General features: G+C 49.6%; 16 protein-coding genes. 4 read left to right on the top strand and 12 right to left on the bottom strand.

The features are described 5' to 3' along the window. From CKQ54_RS17105 to CKQ54_RS17140, 7 genes are all read right to left on the bottom strand, one after another. Positions 1–2247: a DNA internalization-related competence protein ComEC/Rec2 gene (locus CKQ54_RS17105; RefSeq protein ID WP_120161221.1), complete on the bottom strand. Its 2247-nt coding sequence runs from the start codon at positions 2245–2247 to the stop codon at positions 1–3. Between the two features lie 282 nt (positions 2248–2529). Then, complete coding sequence (gene ihfB / locus CKQ54_RS17115) at positions 2530–2814, bottom strand: integration host factor subunit beta (RefSeq protein ID WP_013574835.1); 285 nt, start codon at positions 2812–2814, stop codon at positions 2530–2532. A gap of 60 nt (positions 2815–2874) precedes the next feature. Then, complete coding sequence (rpsA, locus tag CKQ54_RS17120) at positions 2875–4548, bottom strand: 30S ribosomal protein S1 (RefSeq protein ID WP_095925166.1); 1674 nt, start codon at positions 4546–4548, stop codon at positions 2875–2877. 156 nt (positions 4549–4704) lie between these two features. After that, complete coding sequence (cmk, locus tag CKQ54_RS17125; RefSeq protein ID WP_112287348.1) at positions 4705–5403, bottom strand: (d)CMP kinase; 699 nt, start codon at positions 5401–5403, stop codon at positions 4705–4707. A 202-nt stretch (positions 5404–5605) separates the two neighbouring features. Beyond that, positions 5606–6889 carry a 3-phosphoshikimate 1-carboxyvinyltransferase gene (aroA, locus tag CKQ54_RS17130; protein WP_120161217.1) on the bottom strand — a complete coding sequence of 428 codons (1284 nt, stop codon included), beginning with the start codon at positions 6887–6889 and terminating at the stop codon, positions 5606–5608. A gap of 104 nt (positions 6890–6993) precedes the next feature. Further along, complete coding sequence (serC, locus tag CKQ54_RS17135) at positions 6994–8079, bottom strand: 3-phosphoserine/phosphohydroxythreonine transaminase (RefSeq protein ID WP_120161216.1); 1086 nt, start codon at positions 8077–8079, stop codon at positions 6994–6996. A 172-nt stretch (positions 8080–8251) separates the two neighbouring features. After that, positions 8252–8941, bottom strand: coding sequence for a DUF421 domain-containing protein (locus CKQ54_RS17140; RefSeq protein ID WP_120161214.1), 690 nt, complete (start codon positions 8939–8941; stop codon positions 8252–8254). Between the two features lie 160 nt (positions 8942–9101). Between CKQ54_RS17140 and ycaO the strand changes: the two genes are divergently transcribed. From ycaO to pflA, 4 genes are all read left to right on the top strand, one after another. Next, on the top strand, positions 9102–10865 hold the full coding sequence (gene ycaO, locus CKQ54_RS17145; protein ID WP_120161212.1) for a 30S ribosomal protein S12 methylthiotransferase accessory factor YcaO: 1764 nt from the start codon (positions 9102–9104) through the stop codon (positions 10863–10865). Positions 10866–11366: 501 nt separating this feature from the next. Beyond that, positions 11367–12224: a formate transporter FocA gene (gene focA, locus CKQ54_RS17150; protein WP_120161210.1), complete on the top strand. Its 858-nt coding sequence runs from the start codon at positions 11367–11369 to the stop codon at positions 12222–12224. Between the two features lie 75 nt (positions 12225–12299). Continuing rightward, positions 12300–14582: a formate C-acetyltransferase gene (pflB, locus tag CKQ54_RS17155; protein WP_112287342.1), complete on the top strand. Its 2283-nt coding sequence runs from the start codon at positions 12300–12302 to the stop codon at positions 14580–14582. A gap of 270 nt (positions 14583–14852) precedes the next feature. Continuing rightward, positions 14853–15593: a pyruvate formate lyase 1-activating protein gene (gene pflA, locus CKQ54_RS17160; RefSeq protein ID WP_120161208.1), complete on the top strand. Its 741-nt coding sequence runs from the start codon at positions 14853–14855 to the stop codon at positions 15591–15593. A gap of 169 nt (positions 15594–15762) precedes the next feature. Here the strand turns inward: pflA and CKQ54_RS17165 are convergent, their stop codons facing one another. The 5 genes from CKQ54_RS17165 to CKQ54_RS17185 form a co-directional block, all read right to left on the bottom strand. Next, complete coding sequence (locus tag CKQ54_RS17165) at positions 15763–16908, bottom strand: MFS transporter (RefSeq protein WP_120161206.1); 1146 nt, start codon at positions 16906–16908, stop codon at positions 15763–15765. 133 nt (positions 16909–17041) lie between these two features. Beyond that, positions 17042–17614 carry a 4Fe-4S binding protein gene (locus tag CKQ54_RS17170; protein ID WP_120161204.1) on the bottom strand — a complete coding sequence of 191 codons (573 nt, stop codon included), beginning with the start codon at positions 17612–17614 and terminating at the stop codon, positions 17042–17044. Then, complete coding sequence (gene dmsD / locus CKQ54_RS17175) at positions 17614–18222, bottom strand: Tat proofreading chaperone DmsD (protein ID WP_120161202.1); 609 nt, start codon at positions 18220–18222, stop codon at positions 17614–17616. Before dmsD ends, CKQ54_RS17170 begins: the two co-directional genes overlap by 1 nt. 71 nt (positions 18223–18293) lie before the next feature. Continuing rightward, the gene (locus CKQ54_RS17180) at positions 18294–19151 is read right to left on the bottom strand and encodes a dimethyl sulfoxide reductase anchor subunit family protein (RefSeq protein WP_120161200.1); all 858 of its coding nucleotides are present in this window, start codon (positions 19149–19151) and stop codon (positions 18294–18296) included. 1 nt (position 19152) lies between these two features. After that, complete coding sequence (locus tag CKQ54_RS17185; protein WP_095922658.1) at positions 19153–19770, bottom strand: DMSO/selenate family reductase complex B subunit; 618 nt, start codon at positions 19768–19770, stop codon at positions 19153–19155. Positions 19771–19778: the final 8 nt, after the last annotated feature.

Raw genomic sequence — 19778 nt, forward strand, 5'->3', positions numbered from 1 at the left:
CTACTCATTATCTACTGATACTCCAAACTGACGGTGATACCAACGTGGGATTAATTGCTCGCGTAAGCCTTTAATTGTCCAATAATCATCATAAATGAACAGGCTCAACTGGCCTGATTCAGACGTCGAATGCCAGTCATAGCGCGCTTTGTTGTATCTGCTAACAACTTTATGCGCAGGCAGATGCCATTTATTGAAACGGGAAGCAGAAGCGAGTGAAGTAACAGGTTTAACCGTTCTCAGGAAGGGCGGAGTCGACGATGTATTGCTTCCATGGTGGGGTACCTGTAGCACTGTCGCCTGTAAACCCTGACGCCATTTCATGATGAGAGCCTTTTCTGTTTCCGCTTCAATATCTCCCGTCAGCAGCAAACTAAATGCCCCTTCACTGACGCGAATGACGCAACTTTCGTTGTTTCCCGCATCAGCGACCTGCCGCTCAGGCCACAGCACGTTGAACATCAGCCCTTGCCAGCGCCATTGCTCACCAGCAATGCATTGCAAATGGCTGTGCCCCGATATTGAGTTTTCCCGAAGCCGGGCATCGGGATACCGGGTTTGTAATGACTCCAGTCCGCCACGGTGATCCATGTCGTTGTGACTGATAATTATCTGCTCAAGCTGAATATTTCGTCGGTTCAGGAACGGAATAATATTCTGCTCAGCAGCTGAACCCCCTTCCCATCTGTTACCAGTGTCATACAGAATCCCTTTTCCGTTTCTGCTGATGAGGACTGAAAGACCATGACCGACATCCAGCATATCGATCCGCCATCTTTCCGGCGGGAACCTGAGAAACCAGGTCACCGAAAGAGCGAGCAAAGAAAGTACAAGTGAAAAAGAGTGTTTAACAGGAATGAGGCGCCAGCAAATAATTATTAGCCACCCCAAAAGGCTAAACACCAGAAACGACTCACCAAGCGGAGTCCAGCCCGCGGCAAAAGGTTTTACCCCCCACATGGCCAGACTCAGCGATGAATCAGCGAGTTGCCAGACAATAATTTTCGCATTAATCAGCCAGCCCGCTGGCAGCAAATTTGTGAGTAAGGACAACAAAACTAAAGGCACGGTGATCAGTGAAACAACCGGCACCGCCCACATATTAGCCAAAAAAGAATAAGCATTAACTCCCTGAAAAATAGCAATTTGTATCGGTAAAAGAAGAAGTGTCATGCCCGTCTGTAAGTGACCCCAACGCAAGAATGACCAATACCAGGCATGCTGGAAACGTGCTGGAAGTGGCGCCCACTGGAACCAAAACACCAGCGAGGCCACTGCAAAACAGGATAACCAAAAGCTGTCTGACAGAAGATTCATGGGGTCTAAAAGCAGTAGCAGAGCCACTCCCCACAGCCAAATCTGCCATGGATGACAACGGATGCGAAAAAAACGAAGTGTCGGCCACATTGATACCGCCAGCGCAGCTCGCATAGCCGGTGCATTCCCACCCGACAGCCAGGCATAGGTCAGCATAAATGCCCCACTCACTATTAACGGGAAGCGATAGTCAATCATTCTTACCGGCAGATAAAATTGCAGACCACGCGCCAGCCACCAGCCAAACAAGGCGGCAATACCAATATGCAGCCCTGATATAGCCACCAGATGCGCGATCCCGGTTCTCTGCAACAAAAGTTTTTCCGGTCCCTGAATCAGCCCTTTCTCCCCAAAAGCCAATGCCACTAACACTGGCGTATTTTCCAGCTGCGGCATCCCCAGCTGTACCCGCCTGATAAATTGCTGACGAAGGGTGCTGTTATTATCAAGCAACACTGCACTGCGGATTGTCGCGGTCATAGGAGCATGCTGAGAAAGGGCCCAACGTTGAGCGTCAAAACCGCCTTCGTTGAGCAGGCTATGAACAGGACGCAAGCTGACCTTCAGCTGCCAGCGCTGACCGGCCTGCAGACTTTCCGCTTCCTCACGCCACTTTGTCCTGAACATAAGAGGTGGGAAGATTCTCCGGCCTTCAAATTTTTCAATTTTGAGATACTGAGATTGTTCACTGGCATTCCCAAGATTGATGGTTTGCAGAGTTGCTGTCACGTTTCTGGACGCTCCCTGAAATGCATTTATCTGCTGTATCTGAAGTCCTCCCTGAAAAGCCCCCCAGCTGAAACTGAGCAATGCGATCGCAGATATCCTTAATACTTTTTGCTTTCCTCCGGCTAAATACCAGGCGAGACCACATAAAGCCGTCAGAACACCCGCAGAAGGTATTTGTGGGAGAAATATCAGTGGCAACATGCCGGTTATGACGGCTGCCGCGGCCTCATCCGTTGAGATTTTTATTTTTCACACCCTTCCGTTTAACCACCAATACCTTCGGTGGCTTTCCGTGCCGGAGTATGATTTTCAGGCGAATGATGGACAAGCAGAAGACAGTATCAATGCGGGACATTACGCAAAATATCGAAGGGAGACGGGTTATGAAGGGTTAATTATCAGTAATAAAAGCAAAAAAAACGGCACCCCGAAGGGTACCGTTTACGTTCGCTATAGGCAGACATTTATGTTCAGGCCAAAGCCTTAACCATAAATATTCGCGCGATCACGCAACTCTTTGCCTGGTTTAAAGTGAGGAACATACTTGCCGTCCAGCTCAACTTTATCACCCGTTTTAGGGTTGCGCCCAACACGCGGAGCACGGTAGTGAAGAGAAAAACTGCCAAACCCACGGATTTCGATGCGTTCACCATCAGCCAAGGTTGCAGCCATATGCTCAAGCATCTCTTTCACTGCATCCTCAACAGCTTTCGCCGGGATATGAGAGTGCTGGCCAGCAAGTCTTTCAATAAGTTCAGACTTGGTCATAGTACCTCCAAGCTTTGCAGCTAAACTACCGTTTCGGGGCAACAGAGTTGCCCCCCGTCATTACTCGCCTTTTGCCGCTTTGAACGCTTCAGCCATAGCGTTAGAGAAGTTGCTTTCGTCTGGTTTGTTGTTAACAACAGCGATTGCATCTTTCTCGTCTGCTTCGTCCTTAGCACGGACGGACAGGCTTACTACGCGGTTCTTACGATCAACACCGGTGAATTTAGCTTCAACTTCATCACCAACGCTCAGAACCAGAGTTGCGTCTTCAATACGGTCGCGAGAAGCTTCTGAAGCGCGCAGGTAACCTTCTACGCCACCAGCTAATTCAACTGTAGCACCTTTGGCGTCAACTGCTGTGACTTTACCAGTAACAATAGTACCTTTCTTGTTAACAGACAGGTAGTTATTGAATGGATCTTCAGCCAGTTGCTTCACGCCCAGGGAGATACGTTCACGTTCTGCGTCAACTTGCAGGACCACAGCTGCGATTTCGTCGCCTTTTTTGTATTCACGTACTGCTTCTTCGCCTGCAACGTTCCAGGAGATGTCAGACAGGTGAACCAGGCCGTCGATGCCGCCGTCCAGACCAATGAAGATACCGAAGTCAGTGATTGACTTGATTTTACCTTCAACACGGTCGTTCTTGTTGTGGGTCTCTGCGAATTGCTGCCATGGGTTGTTTTTGCATTGTTTCAGGCCCAGGGAGATACGACGACGTTCTTCGTCGATATCCAGAACCATAACTTCAACAACATCGCCCACGTTAACAACTTTAGATGGGTGGATGTTTTTGTTAGTCCAATCCATTTCAGAAACGTGAACCAGACCTTCAACGCCTTCTTCGATTTCTACGAAGCAGCCGTAATCAGTCAGGTTGGTAACGCGACCAGTCAGTTTAGTACCTTCTGGGTAACGTTTAGCGATAGCGACCCATGGATCTTCGCCCAGTTGTTTCAGACCCAGTGACACACGGGTACGTTCGCGGTCGAATTTAAGGACTTTAACAGTGATTTCATCGCCGACATTAACGATTTCGCTTGGGTGCTTAACGCGTTTCCAAGCCATGTCAGTGATGTGCAGCAGGCCGTCAACGCCGCCCAGATCAACGAATGCACCGTAGTCAGTGAGGTTCTTAACGATACCTTTAACTTCCATGCCTTCCTGCAGGTTTTCCAGCAGCTGATCGCGCTCTGCGCTGTTCTCAGACTCAATTACTGCACGACGGGAAACAACAACGTTGTTGCGTTTCTGGTCCAGTTTGATGACTTTGAACTCAAGATCTTTGCCTTCGAGATGCAGCGTGTCGCGAACAGGACGAACGTCTACCAGTGAACCTGGCAGGAACGCACGGATACCGTTCAGCTCAACAGTGAAACCGCCTTTAACTTTACCGTTGATAACACCGGTAACAGTTGCAGATTCTTCGTAAGCTTTTTCCAGCGTGATCCAAGCTTCATGACGTTTAGCTTTTTCACGGGACAGCAGAGTTTCACCGAAGCCGTCTTCAACAGCGTCCAGCGCAACATCAACTTCGTCGCCAACCTGGATTTCCAGTTCGCCCTGTGCGTTTTTGAATTGTTCTGCCGGGATTGCAGACTCAGATTTCAGACCGGCGTCAACCAGTACGATATCTTTGTCGATTGACACAACAACACCACGAACGATGGAACCAGGACGGGTTTCGATTGTTTTTAAGGATTCTTCAAAGAGTTGAGCAAAAGATTCAGTCATGTTGATAATCTTTAGGTTCTTAAGTTTAACGTCCATCTGGCTTCCTGCTGGATGGGGTTGTTTCAAATGCCCCGCTACAGATCCTTGCGGCGAGGTTAAAAAAAACTATAGCCAAAACTGGCACTGAATATTCTTCAGCACCAGATTACGGCTCGATTACCGGGTTTGTTTTTGCGGCAATCCTAGAATTTCTGTGGCATAAGCCAGCGCTTTTTCGATGACTTCGTCGATGGACATGCTGGTTGAATCCAGCAATAACGCATCGGAAGCAGCCACTAAAGGCGCAATAGATCTATTACGATCACGATCATCGCGTTCTTTGATCTCGGCTAAAAGCCGTTCAAAGTTAACACTAAAGCCTTTTTCCTGCAACTGTAGCATTCTTCTGTTTGCACGCTCTTCGGAACTGGCATCCAGAAATATCTTTACAGGGGCATCAGGGAAAACCACGGTGCCCATATCTCGACCATCGGCAATCAGGCCCGGTGTATCGCGGAATGCGCGCTGCCGGCGCAATAATGCTTCACGAACGCGGGGAAATGCCGCCGCCTGAGACGCCGTATTCCCAACTGTTTCGGTGCGGATTTCGTTGGTAACATCCTCACCTTCTAAAATAACGTGTAACTGCCCATCCTGAGCCACAAAACGAACATCGAGATGTGCGGCAAGCGGAACGAGCGCCTCTTCTGAGACAATATCAACCTGATGATGCAAAGCCGCCAGCGCTAATACGCGGTAAATCGCGCCGGAATCGAGCAGATGCCAGTTAAAGGCTTCGGCCAGTGCCTTGCACAACGTACCTTTACCTGCACCACTTGGCCCATCAACGGTGATTACCGGGGCTAAAGCCGTCATTTTTGTCTCCTTTCGGTGGGGTATACCCGCTTCATTAGTCTCACAGGACTAATTCAGGAGCGGCATTATACGCTGCCTTTACGACAACTGTTACCCCACAATTTTCAGTTGCCTAAAAAGCGGACGGTTCTGAGCCTGAAAACAAAAAAACGGACATCGTGTGATTGATGTCCGTTCGCTCAGTGGCATTCACAGTGAAAGACTATGCCAGAGTGCTGATTCCTGCCAGACGTTCAAAATAGTCCGGGAATGTTTTCGCCGTGCATTTCGGGTCCAGAATAGTCACCGGCGTATCCGATAACGCCACCAGCGAGAAACACATCGCCATGCGGTGATCATTATAGGTTCCGATCTCGGCAAACTTCAGTGATTTTGGCGGTTCAACGCGAATATAATCTTCGCCCTCTTCCACTGTCGCACCGACTTTACGCAATTCTGTCGCCATTGCCGCCAGACGATCGGTTTCTTTAACGCGCCAGTTATAGATATTACGCAGCGTCGTCGGGCCTTCGGCAAACAATGCGGCGGTAGCAATGGTCATCGCGGCATCTGGAATATGGTTCATGTCCATGTCGATGCCTTTCAGCTCGCCACGGGTACATTCAATGTAGTCATCAGCCCAGTGAATGGTTGCGCCCATTTTTTCCAGCACATCTGCAAAACGGATATCGCCCTGCATACTGTTTTTACCGATACCGGTCACGCGAACCGTGCCGCCTTTGATCGCAGCTGCGGCCAGGAAATAGGACGCGGAAGACGCATCGCCTTCGACCAGATAAGAACCCGGGGACACATATTGCTGACGACCTTTAATACTGAGTTTCTGATACTGGTGGTTTTCCACTTCAATACCGAAGGTTTTCATCAGGTTAAGGGTAATGTCGATATAAGGTTTGGAAACCAGATCACCTTTAATCTGAATCGTCGTGTCGTTGTCTGCCAGCGGAGCTGTCATTAACAGCGCAGTCAGGAACTGGCTGGAAACGCTGCCATCAACACTGACGTCGCCACCACTAAAACCACCGCGCAGACGCAGCGGCGGATAATTTTCCTGCTCCAGATAATCAATCTGCGCGCCGCCCTGACGAAGTGCATCCACCAGATGACCGATCGGACGCTCTTTCATGCGCGGCTCGCCGGTCAGCACGACATCTTGTTCGCCCAGACATAACGCCGCAGCCAGCGGACGCATTGCGGTGCCCGCATTGCCCAGAAAAAGTTCCAGACCTTTAGCGTTGGAAAAAGCGTGGCCCAGACCATCAATTTCGCATTCGGTACGATCCGCCGATAAACGATGCGTAACGCCCAGTTGCGTCAGTGCGGTGAGCATATGGCGAACATCGTCGCTGTCGAGCAGGTTAGTCAGGCGGGTAGTGCCCTGTGCAAAAGCAGCCAGTAAAAGTGCGCGGTTGGAAACACTTTTTGAGCCAGGTAAATTGATGCTGCCGTTAACCAGTGCAACGGGTTGTAATGTCAGGGATTCCACTCTTTCTCCAATTCTTCTTTTCATAAAATGACCCCGGACATTGAGCCGGGGTCATTTTTAAGGCTACTTACTTAAGCATTCTGCGGGCCCGAAAGCCAGCACGCTTAGCCGTGGCGTTTTTCAAACTCTGCCATGAAGTCGGTCAGTGCTTTCACGCCTTCAATCGGCATCGCATTATAAATAGATGCACGCATACCACCAGCCACACGGTGGCCTTTCAATGCCTGCAGACCGGCTTCCTGCGCCTGATCCAGGAAAAGTTTGTCCAGAGAAGCATCAGCCATCTGGAAAGGAACGTTCATCCACGAACGGTTTTCCGCAGCCACCGGGTTACGGTAGAAACCGGTACGGTCGATAGCACCATACAACAGTTCGGCTTTCGCGCGGTTGCGTTTTTCCATTTCACGCAGACCACCTTGCTCTTTCAGCCACTTGAATACCATGCCTGATAAATACCACGCGAAGGTCGGCGGGGTATTGAACATAGAGTCGTTCTCAGCCAGCACGGTATAATCAAGAATGGAAGGCAATTCAGTGCGCGCTTTACCCAGCAAGTCTTCGCGAACGATAACCAGTGTCAGGCCGGCAGGACCGATGTTTTTCTGTGCGCCGGCATAAATCACACCAAAACGGCTGACATCAATTGGGCGGGAGAGAATGCAGGATGAGTAATCCGCAACGACGATTTTGTCACCAAAATCAGGCATTTCGTCGATAGCGATACCATCGATAGTTTCATTTGGGCAGTAATGAACGTAGGCAGAATCTGCATTCAGCTTCCATTCATTCATTGGCAGAATGCCACGTTTACCGTCAACGGTCGTCGTGACATCAATAACATTCGGTGTGCAATATTTTTTCGCTTCGTTGACTGCGCTGTGAGCCCAGTAACCACCATCAATATAATCGGCTGAGGATTTATCACCCAGCAGGTTCATTGGCACAGCAGCAAATTGCGCGCGTGCGCCGCCGTGGCAAAAGAGCACTTTGTAGTTCGAGGGAATATTCAGCAGATCACGGATATCCTTTTCGGACTCTTCAGCAACCTGGATAAACTCCTTACTGCGGTGACTGATTTCCATCACCGAGGTACCCAGTCCGTGCCAGTTACAAAGTTCCTGTTCTGCACGACGCAACACTTCAGCCGGGATCATTGCCGGACCTGCACTAAAATTATAAACCTGAGTCATTTCCCCTCACCACTTCTCTGAGACAGCCACATAGTTGCCTTTAATTTACCGGTTTTATCATTGGAAACAAGCCATCTGTAACGGTTATTCCTCATGACCTGATAAAGCGCGTTGAGATCTGCGTCACAAGGTTATTTACTCCCTGGAAAGCTGATTTAGCAGGATTATCTGTTCACACCCGCACAGTGCTCAGTGCTCTCACCCAGGTGATATTCTGACACCGTGGGCAGGTGGCTTTTTCACCTACTTTGAATGACTTAATCAGGCTGCACCGATGGCAGGCATAGAGCCCGCTGGTCATCATCAGGGTTTCGATATCGATATAATCTTCGGGTAAAACCGGCAACCCCGGCTCCACATCGTCTTCCTGACGGAAGTAAACGCTCAGGCCGCCATTGGCTTCCAGAAAAGCCAGCCGGACCTGTCCAAGATGTTCGACACCTTTTTGGCGCAACTCCATATAAAACTCGCCTTTGGTAATATTTTCCCTCGCCATGGTTTCCCACTCGAACATACCGTCGCGAATAATGATCAGCGGTTTGCCTTCCATCCAGTTCTGAAAATGGCGGCTTTTATCCATCAGCCAGGTAGAAAGACGGTAAAGCAGCAGGATGGAGAAGAAGACCGCAAACACCGGCAGCAAAGGTACATCGTCATAGAAAGTGACGTCACCGGCCGCAGAGCCCAGCGTCAGAATAATCACCACTTCGAATAAAGAAAGCTGGTTGACCCCGCGACGCCCGGTGAGTTTCAGAAATATAAACACCACTACAAAGATGAAAAAACAACGGAATGTTACCTCTCCCAGATACTCCAGAGGGAACTTATCCAGTGTCATACGTTTGATATCAAAAGCCTGCATAGATGCCTCACGGGAAGTGAAAACAGCGGCTTACGGACCGCGGATTTACAGACAAGCTTAGCGCGTTACAACGCGATTACATTCTTAACACGAATACATGGAGCTAATACGCAAAACCCCGTATCATTGCGCGTTTTTAGCACGCTCAAAAGTGAACTCAATGACGCAAACTTTTATTCCTGGTAAAGACGCGGCGCTGGAAGACTCCATTTCCCGCTTCCAACAAAAACTCACCGATCTCGGCTTTAATATCGAAGAAGCTTCTTGGCTGAATCCGGTTCCCCACGTCTGGTCAGTGCACATTCGCGACCGCGACTGCCCGCTGTGCTTCACCAACGGTAAAGGCGCCAGCAAAAAAGCTGCTCTGGCTTCTGCTCTGGGTGAATATTTTGAGCGTCTGTCGACCAACTATTTCTTCGCGGATTTCTATCTTGGCAAAGACATCGCCAATGGCGATTTCGTCCACTATCCGAATGAGAAGTGGTTCCCGCTGCCGGAAGATGACAGCCTGCCAGCTGGCATTCTGGATGAACGTCTGCACGATTTTTATGACGCTGAGAAAGAACTGGTTGCCAGTGATCTGATCGACCTGCAATCCGGCAATCCTGATCGTGGTATCTGCGCCCTGCCGTTTACCCGTCAGTCAGATCTGCAAACCGTTTATATTCCGATGAACATCATCGGCAACCTGTACGTTTCCAACGGGATGTCCGCGGGTAACACCGCTAATGAGGCGCGCGTTCAGGGTCTGTCCGAAGTCTTCGAGCGTTACGTCAAAAACCGCATCATTGCAGAATCCATCAGCCTGCCAGAAATTCCTGCTGAGGTTCTGGCGCGCTATCCGGGTGTGGTTGAAGCCATCGCCAAACTGGAAGAAGAAGGTTTCCCTATTCTTTCTTATGACGCCTCTCTGGGCGGCAATTATCCGGTTATTTGTGTGGTTCTTTTCAACCCGGCGAACGGCACCTGTTTCGCTTCCTTTGGTGCGCACCCGGATTTCGGCGTGGCACTGGAACGTACCGTCACTGAGCTGTTGCAGGGCCGCAGCCTGAAAGATCTGGATGTCTTCACTGCACCGACCTTCGATGACGAAGAAGTGGCCGAGCACGCCAACCTTGAAACTCACTTCATCGATTCAAGTGGTCTGATTTCGTGGGATATGTTCAAACAGGACGCAGACTATCCGTTTGCAGACTGGAGCTTCAGCGGCACCACTGAAGAAGAATTCGCCACTCTGATGGCTATCTTCGATAAAGAAGATGCTGAAGTGTATATCGCTGATTACGAACATCTGGACGTGTATGCCTGCCGCATTATCGTTCCGGGCATGTCCGACATCTATCCTGCAGAAGATCTGCTGCTGGCAAACAACAGCATGGGTGCGCATCTGCGTGACCAACTGCTGGCGTTGCCGGACAGTGACCTGCCAAAAGAAACCTATCTTGAGATGATCACTCAGCTCGATGATGAAGGTCTGGATGACTTCACCCGCGTACGTGAATTGCTGGGCATTGCCAGCGGTAAAGACAACGGCTGGTACACGCTGCGTGTCGGTGAGCTGAAATCTATGCTGGCACTGGCCGGTGGTGATTTGGATCAGGCGCTGACCTGGGCTGAATGGGCGCATGAGTTCAACTCTTCCGTCTACAGCGATGAGCGCAACAACTATTACCGTTGTCTGCAAACTCTGCTGCAATTGTCCCTGGAAGAAGATCGCGAACCCGCACAGTACTACAACGCCTTCGTGAAAATGTACGGTCAGAAAGCGGTTGAAGATGCTTCTGCAGCTATCAGCGGTGAAGTTCGTTTCCATAGCCTGTTTGCAGTTGATCCTGAACTTAAAGCATTGCCAGCCCACCAGGCGCTGCTTGGCGCATACGAAAAATTGCAAGTCGCAAAACGTCGTCACTGGTCGAAAGCGTAATCAAACGGACATGATGAATTGATTAAAGCCAGCGGGATTTCCTGCTGGTTTTTTTATTTATACATTCAACGCAGATCCTGCGCATGTGCTGCTCTCTTTGTCCGCAAAGGTTTGACTCAGCCATTAAAATGACGTGTAATTCCGCGCGAAATAATGTGCTTTTGGCGTTTTTACGACAAAAATATGACACTTATTTTTATGCATTTTTTTATGGGTTAAATCAAAGTGAAATTTACAGACTAAAAATAGTGATATTAATTAACATTAAAGCCTTATTATTAACCCGAAAGTAAAAATAATTTTGAGCACCCTCAACTTTATTTGCAAAAATTAAAATGTTTTTATATCAGCATTTTCAATGAGTTAACACCAAAACCACCCCTTCAGTAGTACGCCGAAAACCACCAAAAACCGCCTCGTATGATCCACGTCAATTTTTACGTTATACTGCTTTGCTAGTATCTCGTTGCGCAGTGCATAGCCCTGAATAAGAGAGTTAATGTGAAAGCTGACAACCCCTTCGATCTCATTTTACCCGCCGCTACAGCAAAAGTTGCTGAAGATGCCGGCGTTTATAAAGCCACCAAACAGCCGTTAAAAACATTCTTTTTAGCCATTACTGCTGGCGTCTTTATTTCTATTGCTTTTGCTTTTTATATCACCGCCACCACAGGCACCGGAACCGTACCTTATGGTCTTGCAAAACTCGTCGGGGGCATCTGCTTCTCACTGGGTCTGATGCTGGTCGTAGTGTGTGGCGCTGACCTGTTCACTTCCACTGTGCTTATCGTGATTGCAAAAGCCAGCGGTCGTATCACCTGGGGGCAATTGGCGTGCAATTGGGTCAATGTCTATATTGGTAACCTGATTGGCTGCCTGTTCTTTGTGGCTCTGATTTGGTTCTCCGGTGAATACATGGTCGATAATGGCTTGTGGGGCCTCAATGTCTTGCAAACCGCTGACCATAAAATGCATCACACATTTATCGAAGCCGTATGTCTTGGGATCCTCGCTAACCTGATGGTTTGTCTGGCGGTATGGATGAGTTACTCCGGCCGTAGCTTGATGGACAAAATGTTCGCCATGATTTTGCCAGTGGGTATGTTCGTCGCCAGCGGCTTTGAACACAGCATTGCCAACATGTTCATGATCCCTTTAGGTATCGTAGTGAAAAACTTTGCGACACCAGAATTCTGGCAGGCTGTCGGGGCAACACCGGCACAATTCGCAGAACTGAACATCTCTAACTTTATCATCGACAATCTCATCCCTGTGACCATAGGTAACATCATCGGGGGCGGTTTGCTGGTAGGGTTAACGTACTGGGTTATATATCTTCGCGATGAGAAGCACCACTGATACAACGTGGCAGTCTTGTTACGACAGTTTTACTCGTGATTTTTAAAGAAATCCAAATTAGAAGGTAGGTGCAAAATGTCCAAGCTCAATGAAAAATTGACCAACGCATGGCAAGGTTTTAGTGCTGGTGAATGGCAGAATGGCGTAAACGTCCGTGACTTCATTCAGAAGAACTACACACCGTATGAAGGTGATGAGTCCTTCCTGGCTGGCGCTACCGAAGCGACAACCACCCTGTGGGATAAAGTAATGGATGGTATCAAACTGGAGAACCGCACTAAGGCTCCTGTTGATTTCGATACTGACGTTGCCTCTACCATCACTTCTCACGATGCCGGTTACATCAATAAATCTCTGGAAACTATCGTTGGTCTGCAAACTGACGCGCCATTGAAACGTGCTCTGATCCCATTCGGCGGCATCAAAATGGTTGAAGGTTCATGTAAAGTTTATGGCCGTGAACTGGATCCAGCGCTGAAAAAAGTTTTCACTGATTATCGTAAAACGCACAACCAGGGCGTATTTGATGTTTACACCAAAGACATCCTGAACTGCCGTAAATCCGGTGTTCTGACTGGTCTGCCAGATGCGTATGGCCGTGGCCGTATCATCGGTGACTACCGTCGCGTTGCACTGTACGGTATCGACTTCCTGATGGCCGATAAATACGCACAATTCCAGTCTCTGCAAGACGACCTGGAAAATGGCGTAAACCTGGAAATGACCATCCAGCTGCGTGAAGAAATCTCTGAACAACACCGTGCACTGGGCCAGATTAAAGAAATGGCTGCTAAATACGGTTGCGACATTTCTGGTCCTGCGACTAACGCACAGGAAGCTGTACAGTGGACTTACTTCGGCTACCTGGCTGCAGTTAAATCTCAGAATGGCGCTGCAATGTCCTTCGGCCGCGTATCTACTTTCCTTGACGTGTTCATCGAACGTGATATCAAAGCAGGCAAACTGACAGAAGAACAAGCTCAGGAACTGATTGACCATTTGGTCATGAAACTGCGTATGGTTCGTTTCCTGCGTACACCTGAGTATGATGAACTGTTCTCTGGTGACCCAATCTGGGCAACTGAATCTCTGGCAGGTATGGGCGTTGACGGCCGTACTCTGGTTACCAAAAGCAGCTTCCGCTTCCTGAATACCCTGTACACTATGGGGCCTTCACCTGAGCCGAACATGACCATCCTGTGGTCTGAAAAACTGCCAATGAACTTCAAAAAGTACGCAGCGAAAGTGTCTATCGATACCTCATCTGTACAGTATGAGAACGATGACCTGATGCGTCCTGACTTCAACAACGATGATTATGCTATCGCTTGTTGTGTGAGCCCGATGGTTGTGGGTAAACAAATGCAGTTCTTCGGCGCTCGTGCAAACCTGGCAAAAACCATGTTGTACGCAATCAACGGCGGCGTTGATGAAAAAATGAAAATCCAGGTTGGTCCTAAAGAAGCACCAATGATGGATGAAGTCCTGACCTTTGATAAAGTCATGGACCGCATGGATCACTTCATGGACTGGTTGGCTAAACAGTACGTGACTGCGCTGAACATCATTCACTACATGCACGACAAATACAGCTACGAAGCATCGCTGATGGCTCTGCATGACCGTGACGTTTATCGCACCATGGCGTGTGGTATCGCAGGTCTGTCAGTTGCTGCTGACTCCCTGTCTGCTATCAAATACGCAAAAGTTAGCACCATCCGTGACGAAGACGGCCTGGCTGTAGACTTCAAAATTGAAGGCGAATATCCACAGTTTGGTAACAACGATTCTCGCGTAGATGACATCGCTTGTGACCTGGTAGAACGTTTCATGAAGAAAATTCAGAAACTGCGTACCTACCGTGGCGCTGTAGCAACTCAGTCTGTTCTGACCATCACCTCTAACGTGGTTTATGGTAAGAAAACGGGTAACACTCCAGACGGTCGTCGCGCTGGCGCTCCATTTGGTCCAGGTGCTAACCCAATGCACGGTCGTGACCAGAAAGGTGCGGTTGCCTCTCTGACTTCTGTTGCTAAACTGCCGTTTGCTTACGCGAAAGATGGTATTTCTTATACCTTCTCTATCGTTCCAAATGCGCTGGGTAAAGACGATGATGTGCGTAAAGCAAACCTCGCAGGCCTTATGGATGGTTACTTCCACCACGAAGCGTCCATCGAAGGTGGTCAACACCTGAACGTGAACGTGATGAACCGCGAAATGCTGTTAGATGCGATGGAACATCCTGAAAACTATCCTCAGCTGACCATCCGTGTTTCTGGTTACGCAGTGCGTTTCAACTCACTGACTAAAGAACAGCAACAAGACGTTATTACTCGTACTTTCACCAAGTCCCTGTAATAACTCAGCCTTGTAATCTGGTCTGATAAAAGGCTCCATAATGTGGAGCCTTTGTTTCATCTCTCCCTGCCCTGCACTGTCTGCACGACAGTCTGTTTTGCCAGAGCGCTATACGTTGTGGACCTCTGGCAAAGCAGTAGCACCATTGCTGACAATCAACCTTATTGATTGTCTGGTATCATAAACCTGTGGTTTCCAGTTTATCTCTGCCAGGCCAGCACCCGCACATGTAGACTGCTATTCATTGGTCAATATGGAGAATAACCCGCAATGTCAGTTCAAGGTCGCATCCACTCATATGAATCCTGTGGCACCGTTGACGGCCCAGGTATCCGTTTCATTGTTTTCTTTCAGGGCTGCCTGATGCGTTGCATGTATTGCCATAACCGCGATACCTGGGACACGCACGGCGGGACAGAGATCAATGTTGATGATTTAATGAAAGAAGTCGTGACCTATCGCCACTTTATGAATGCTTCCGGCGGTGGTGTGACGGCGTCAGGTGGCGAAGCCATCCTTCAGGCAGAATTTGTGCGCGACTGGTTCCGCGCCTGCCAGAAAGAAGGGATTAATACCTGTCTGGACACCAACGGTTTTGTCCGCCGTTATGATCCGGTGATCGACGAATTACTGGATGTCTCAGATCTGGTTATGCTCGATCTCAAGCAAATGAACGACGATATTCACCAGAATCTGGTCGGCGTATCCAACCACCGTACGCTGGACTTTGCCCGCTATCTGGCAAAACGTAATCAGCGCACCTGGATCCGTTATGTTGTGGTACCGGGCTGGTCAGACGATGATGAGTCCGCGCATAAACTCGGCGAGTTCACCAAAGACATGACTAACATCGAGAAGATTGAACTGTTGCCATATCATGAACTCGGCAAACATAAATGGACGGCAATGGGCGAGAAATACGGACTGGACGGTGTCAATCCGCCGACCAAAGAAATCATGGAAAGAGTGAAAAACATTCTCGCCAGCTACGGGCATAAAGTTATCTATTAAACACAGATATCAAGCCCATTAAAAAGACGCCATTTGGCGTCTTTTTTGCTTTGTGAGAATAAGATTCTCAATGAAACCATATCCAAAATAATTGGAGTTGCACCAAGGCGGCAAGTGAGGAGACCCCGAATCGTAGCTAACGCAGTTGCAGCTTCAAGAATGAAGGGTACTACGCTGCGGCCACAGGATTATGCGTATGATCTGCTTTACGCATCAGCATCATCAGATAGACCAGCGAAACCACTGCGATCATCACAAACAGCAAACGGTCAGAATAACTCTGCATCAGCATCGCGGTCATTGTCGGTCCCGCAAGGCTGCCGATGGTGTAACTCATTAGCAACGCCTGATTCATCGCCACCAGCTCATCAGCACTCACTTTCTCACAGGCCCATGACATCGCGACTGGATACAGCGTAAAGCCCGCACATCCGAGGATAAACAGCGTCGGCGCCATCGCATACCCACTGAGCATGGCAATACTGCCGAGGATCACACAAAATATCTGGATGCGTAAAACCATCAGGCGACCATAGCGATCTGCCAGACGTCCTACCGGCCACTGTCCGATAATCCCCGCGCTGACCAGCAATGCCATCCAGTAACCTACGTTCGCATCACTCATTCCCTGATGCGCCAGGAACAGCGGCATCAGTCCGTAGAGTGAACCGAGGACAATACCGGAAATAATACAGCCATTTATCCCCAGACGTGCATTACGCCGTCTGAACATCGGCATCACCGCATGGCGCGGTTGTTCACTGTCCTGATCCTCAATATGTGTTAACAGCAAAGGCAGCATCGCAATCACAATCAGTGCAGTCACCCACGGTAAAACGCTGAAGATTGCCGTTGGTACGGTTCCAACCAGTAACTGCCCTGCTACCGTTCCGATGTAATACATGATCATATACGCCGCCAGCAGCTGGCCACGATTTTTGACTGTTCCGCTTCGTAACAGCGCACTTTCCACCACAACCCAGATCAGCGCACACCCAATCCCCGCGACGAAACGGGCCGAAACCCACGTCCAGAAACTCATGGATAGCGCCAGTCCTGCGGTGGCAACAGCAAATATTACACAGGAAAGGTAATAGCTTCGGTTGAAACCAATGCGTTTTATCAGCCCGCCTGCAAGCAAAGTGCCCAGCAGGTTACCGGTAAAATACGATGAACTGACCAGCCCGACCTGCCAGGTCGGTAGCTGTTCATGGCTGAGCCAAAGGGGTACCAGCGTGTTTAAAACGGCGATAGAAATCGTCAGCAAAAGGAGTCCGCACAAGAGCAGAGAAACGGGGCGAGAATAGGCGGACATAGGACGATGAAGACCACAAACAGGAGGAAATTGCGCGCATCATGCCACTGACGGATTAAAAGTCAATCTGGCAAAAATTGACCTGAGCACAAACTGCAGAGTGATGATTGAAATCGTTAATCAAGCGCGTGTATCAGGAATCATGATGCTTTAATGACAAGTCAATATCACCATGATAACAAACGAGTTTGCATTTACCGCAACCGTTACATTTTGCGCTATCAACGCTGGGTTGATTTTGTTGATTAAAAAATATTGCCGTGCGCGGACACGCAATTTCGCACATCCTGCACAAGTCATCCATGCGACCAAGACATTGCGGCAAAATCACCGGACGCAAACCAGTATCCATCACGACAGCGGCATCCAGCGCACCATTCTCGCAGGATGACGTACAGGCGCCACAAGCATCACATTCCGCATACTCAATGGCCAGTATCGCCTTCCCTTCACGGATACTCAAAATACCCACCGGGCAAGCCTCTGCACAGCGACCACAGCCATCGCATTTTTGGATAAACTGCGACTCTGCTATTGCCTGAGGCGGACGCGCGCACTGGCGAACCAGCAATGCTTTCTCCGGGCTGACAGTTTGTTCAACAGCCTGTTTTGCGGGTGACAACAAACCGCGGAATAATCCACGGCGGCTGACGGTTCTGCTGCTCATCCAGGTCCGGTAAAAACCAGCGTCGCGTGGATCGCTCATCAGAAATACAGATCCGCTGTTTTCACATCCAGACCCTGCTGCTGGATCCAGCCAAAGAGCGTGGATTCCGCCAGTACAGCCACACCCACGTAAAACGGATGATCAGCTTTCTGCCGCAACAATTCCAGATAACGCCCTGACCACGGCAACAAATGCATTGTCAGAAATTCATTCAACAATGACGGAGAGTTTTCCGCCAGCCACGCAGACATCATCAGTAGTAAACCAATATGATCCTCTGGTTCTGCCTGTGTCAGGTGCGGTTCGATGCCGTTTTCGCGCATCCACTGCCGGAGCACCAGCGTTGAATCGCCAAACACGACAGACTCTTTGTCCAGATAGACCGAGCCCCACGGCGGTGCTGGCAGCGCGTAAGGGCCTACAAACAGGCGCTGATAGGCGTCCGTGAGGCTTTCTTGCGCCTGATCAATCTGGCTGAAATATTCAGTCACCTGAACTTTGGCATGTTCAGTGGCACAGGGCCACAAGGGTGCCCATTCGCTGCTTTCCAGTAATGCAATTAATGGCTGAACCTCGCGGGAATCTGGCGGATAAAATAATACGGCACCTAAAATCTTACCGGTTAAACTGATTGATTCTGCTGACATAATTCACTCTGCTTAGAGAGAACACGCCACCGCAAGCGACGTGTCCTCTGATAAATCGGACTACTGATCATTTAGCCGCTGACGGCCATTCCCACAGTCATATGCAAACCATAGAAAATGGCGCGACCAATCAGCTCACCGGCAAATACCAGCACGAACGCCAGAATCATTGATGCCAGTGCCGGACGTTTGCGCATAATCAGCGGACAGAACCAGCAGCCGAGACCGAGAATTACCAGCACCAGCCGCCAGACTGACAGCGAACCATATTGCGGGATCAGGGCAGAAGCCGCCTGAACAGAACTGTTGATGCCTGCCAGACTTGCGCTTTGCAGCATAACGACTGCCATACTCACGACCAGCGCAGCAAGACTGATAACCGGCAACAGGCGCAGCCCGCAACCATTGATATTCGCACCACGAAGCAGCAGATAACCCAGAACCGGACCACCGATCAGCACCGTCAGCCCGAAATGGAAGAAGGTATACGCATTATCCCAGGTCGGCACGGTATCAATTTCATAAACGCGGCACATTGCGTAGACAAAGCCGATACCGGCCAGCATGGTGACGATCAACCAGATTTTGCCCAGTACGCGCGGCATCTTATTAACCATCGCCAGCAGCCAGTAAATCCCGCCTAAGGCAAAGAAGAATGATCCGCTACCGATTTCGTTGCTCAGCGGCGACGCCCCCAGCCGGTTCAGCGAGTTAAATGCACGCAGGGGTGAGCCCAGATGCAGAACTGAAGCGATAAAAGCAATCGCCATTAGCGCCCACAGGAAGAACATCGAAAGATGTATCCTTCGGACATCTTCTTTACTGCGTTGGGTGAGAAGCGCGATAGCCAGCACAATAAATGCACCCACCACACACTGCCCCAGAACCGTAAAGACCATTAAAGGCCATTCATGCCATCCGTTTCCCATCTCAAACCTCCTTCGGGTTAGCCAGATAACCCGTGGTATCGCCTACAGGACGGCAATTCGCATTGGGTTTGATGACGATATTTGGGTGTGTAAAATGTGAAGCCGGCAACGGAGCCACTTCAGCCAGATCACCGTATTTTGCACGCAGCTCTTCAATCGGCGCCATATCCAGCGCACGTAACGGGCAGGATTCCACACAAATCGGTTTCTTACCTTCCGCAATACGCTCATAGCAGCCGTCGCATTTGGTCATATGACCTTTGGCTTCGTTGTACTGTGGCGCACCGTACGGACACGCCATGTGGCAATAACGGCAACCGATGCAAACGTCTTCGTTCACCACCACGAACCCATCTTCACGCTTATGCATCGCGCCACTCGGACACACTTTGGTACAGGCTGGATCTGCGCAGTGGTTGCAGGAAATCGACAGATAATACGCGAAGACATTCTGATGCCAGCCATCGCCGTCCTTCTGCCAGTCGCCACCGGCATATTCATAGATGCGGCGGAAACTGACGTCCGGCGTTAAGTTTTTGAAATCTTTACAGGCCAGTTCGCAGGTTTTGCATCCTGTGCAGCGGCTTGAGTCAATATAAAAACCATATTGAGTTGTCATGTTTTACT

The sequence above is a fragment of the Rahnella variigena genome, assembly GCF_003610915.1.
GTDB lineage: Bacteria > Pseudomonadota > Gammaproteobacteria > Enterobacterales > Enterobacteriaceae > Rahnella > Rahnella variigena.

Coding starts and splice junctions, on each gene's coding strand:
- CKQ54_RS17105 (WP_120161221.1), bottom strand. CDS start 2,247: ATGTTGCCACTGATATTTCTCCCACAAATACCTTCTGCGGGTGTTCTG.
- ihfB (WP_013574835.1), bottom strand. CDS start 2,814: ATGACCAAGTCTGAACTTATTGAAAGACTTGCTGGCCAGCACTCTCAT.
- rpsA (WP_095925166.1), bottom strand. CDS start 4,548: ATGACTGAATCTTTTGCTCAACTCTTTGAAGAATCCTTAAAAACAATC.
- cmk (WP_112287348.1), bottom strand. CDS start 5,403: ATGACGGCTTTAGCCCCGGTAATCACCGTTGATGGGCCAAGTGGTGCA.
- serC (WP_120161216.1), bottom strand. CDS start 8,079: ATGACTCAGGTTTATAATTTTAGTGCAGGTCCGGCAATGATCCCGGCT.
- CKQ54_RS17140 (WP_120161214.1), bottom strand. CDS start 8,941: ATGCAGGCTTTTGATATCAAACGTATGACACTGGATAAGTTCCCTCTG.
- ycaO (WP_120161212.1), top strand. CDS start 9,102: ATGACGCAAACTTTTATTCCTGGTAAAGACGCGGCGCTGGAAGACTCC.
- pflB (WP_112287342.1), top strand. CDS start 12,300: ATGTCCAAGCTCAATGAAAAATTGACCAACGCATGGCAAGGTTTTAGT.
- pflA (WP_120161208.1), top strand. CDS start 14,853: ATGTCAGTTCAAGGTCGCATCCACTCATATGAATCCTGTGGCACCGTT.
- CKQ54_RS17165 (WP_120161206.1), bottom strand. CDS start 16,908: ATGTCCGCCTATTCTCGCCCCGTTTCTCTGCTCTTGTGCGGACTCCTT.
- CKQ54_RS17170 (WP_120161204.1), bottom strand. CDS start 17,614: ATGAGCGATCCACGCGACGCTGGTTTTTACCGGACCTGGATGAGCAGC.
- dmsD (WP_120161202.1), bottom strand. CDS start 18,222: ATGTCAGCAGAATCAATCAGTTTAACCGGTAAGATTTTAGGTGCCGTA.
- CKQ54_RS17180 (WP_120161200.1), bottom strand. CDS start 19,151: ATGGGAAACGGATGGCATGAATGGCCTTTAATGGTCTTTACGGTTCTG.
- CKQ54_RS17185 (WP_095922658.1), bottom strand. CDS start 19,770: ATGACAACTCAATATGGTTTTTATATTGACTCAAGCCGCTGCACAGGA.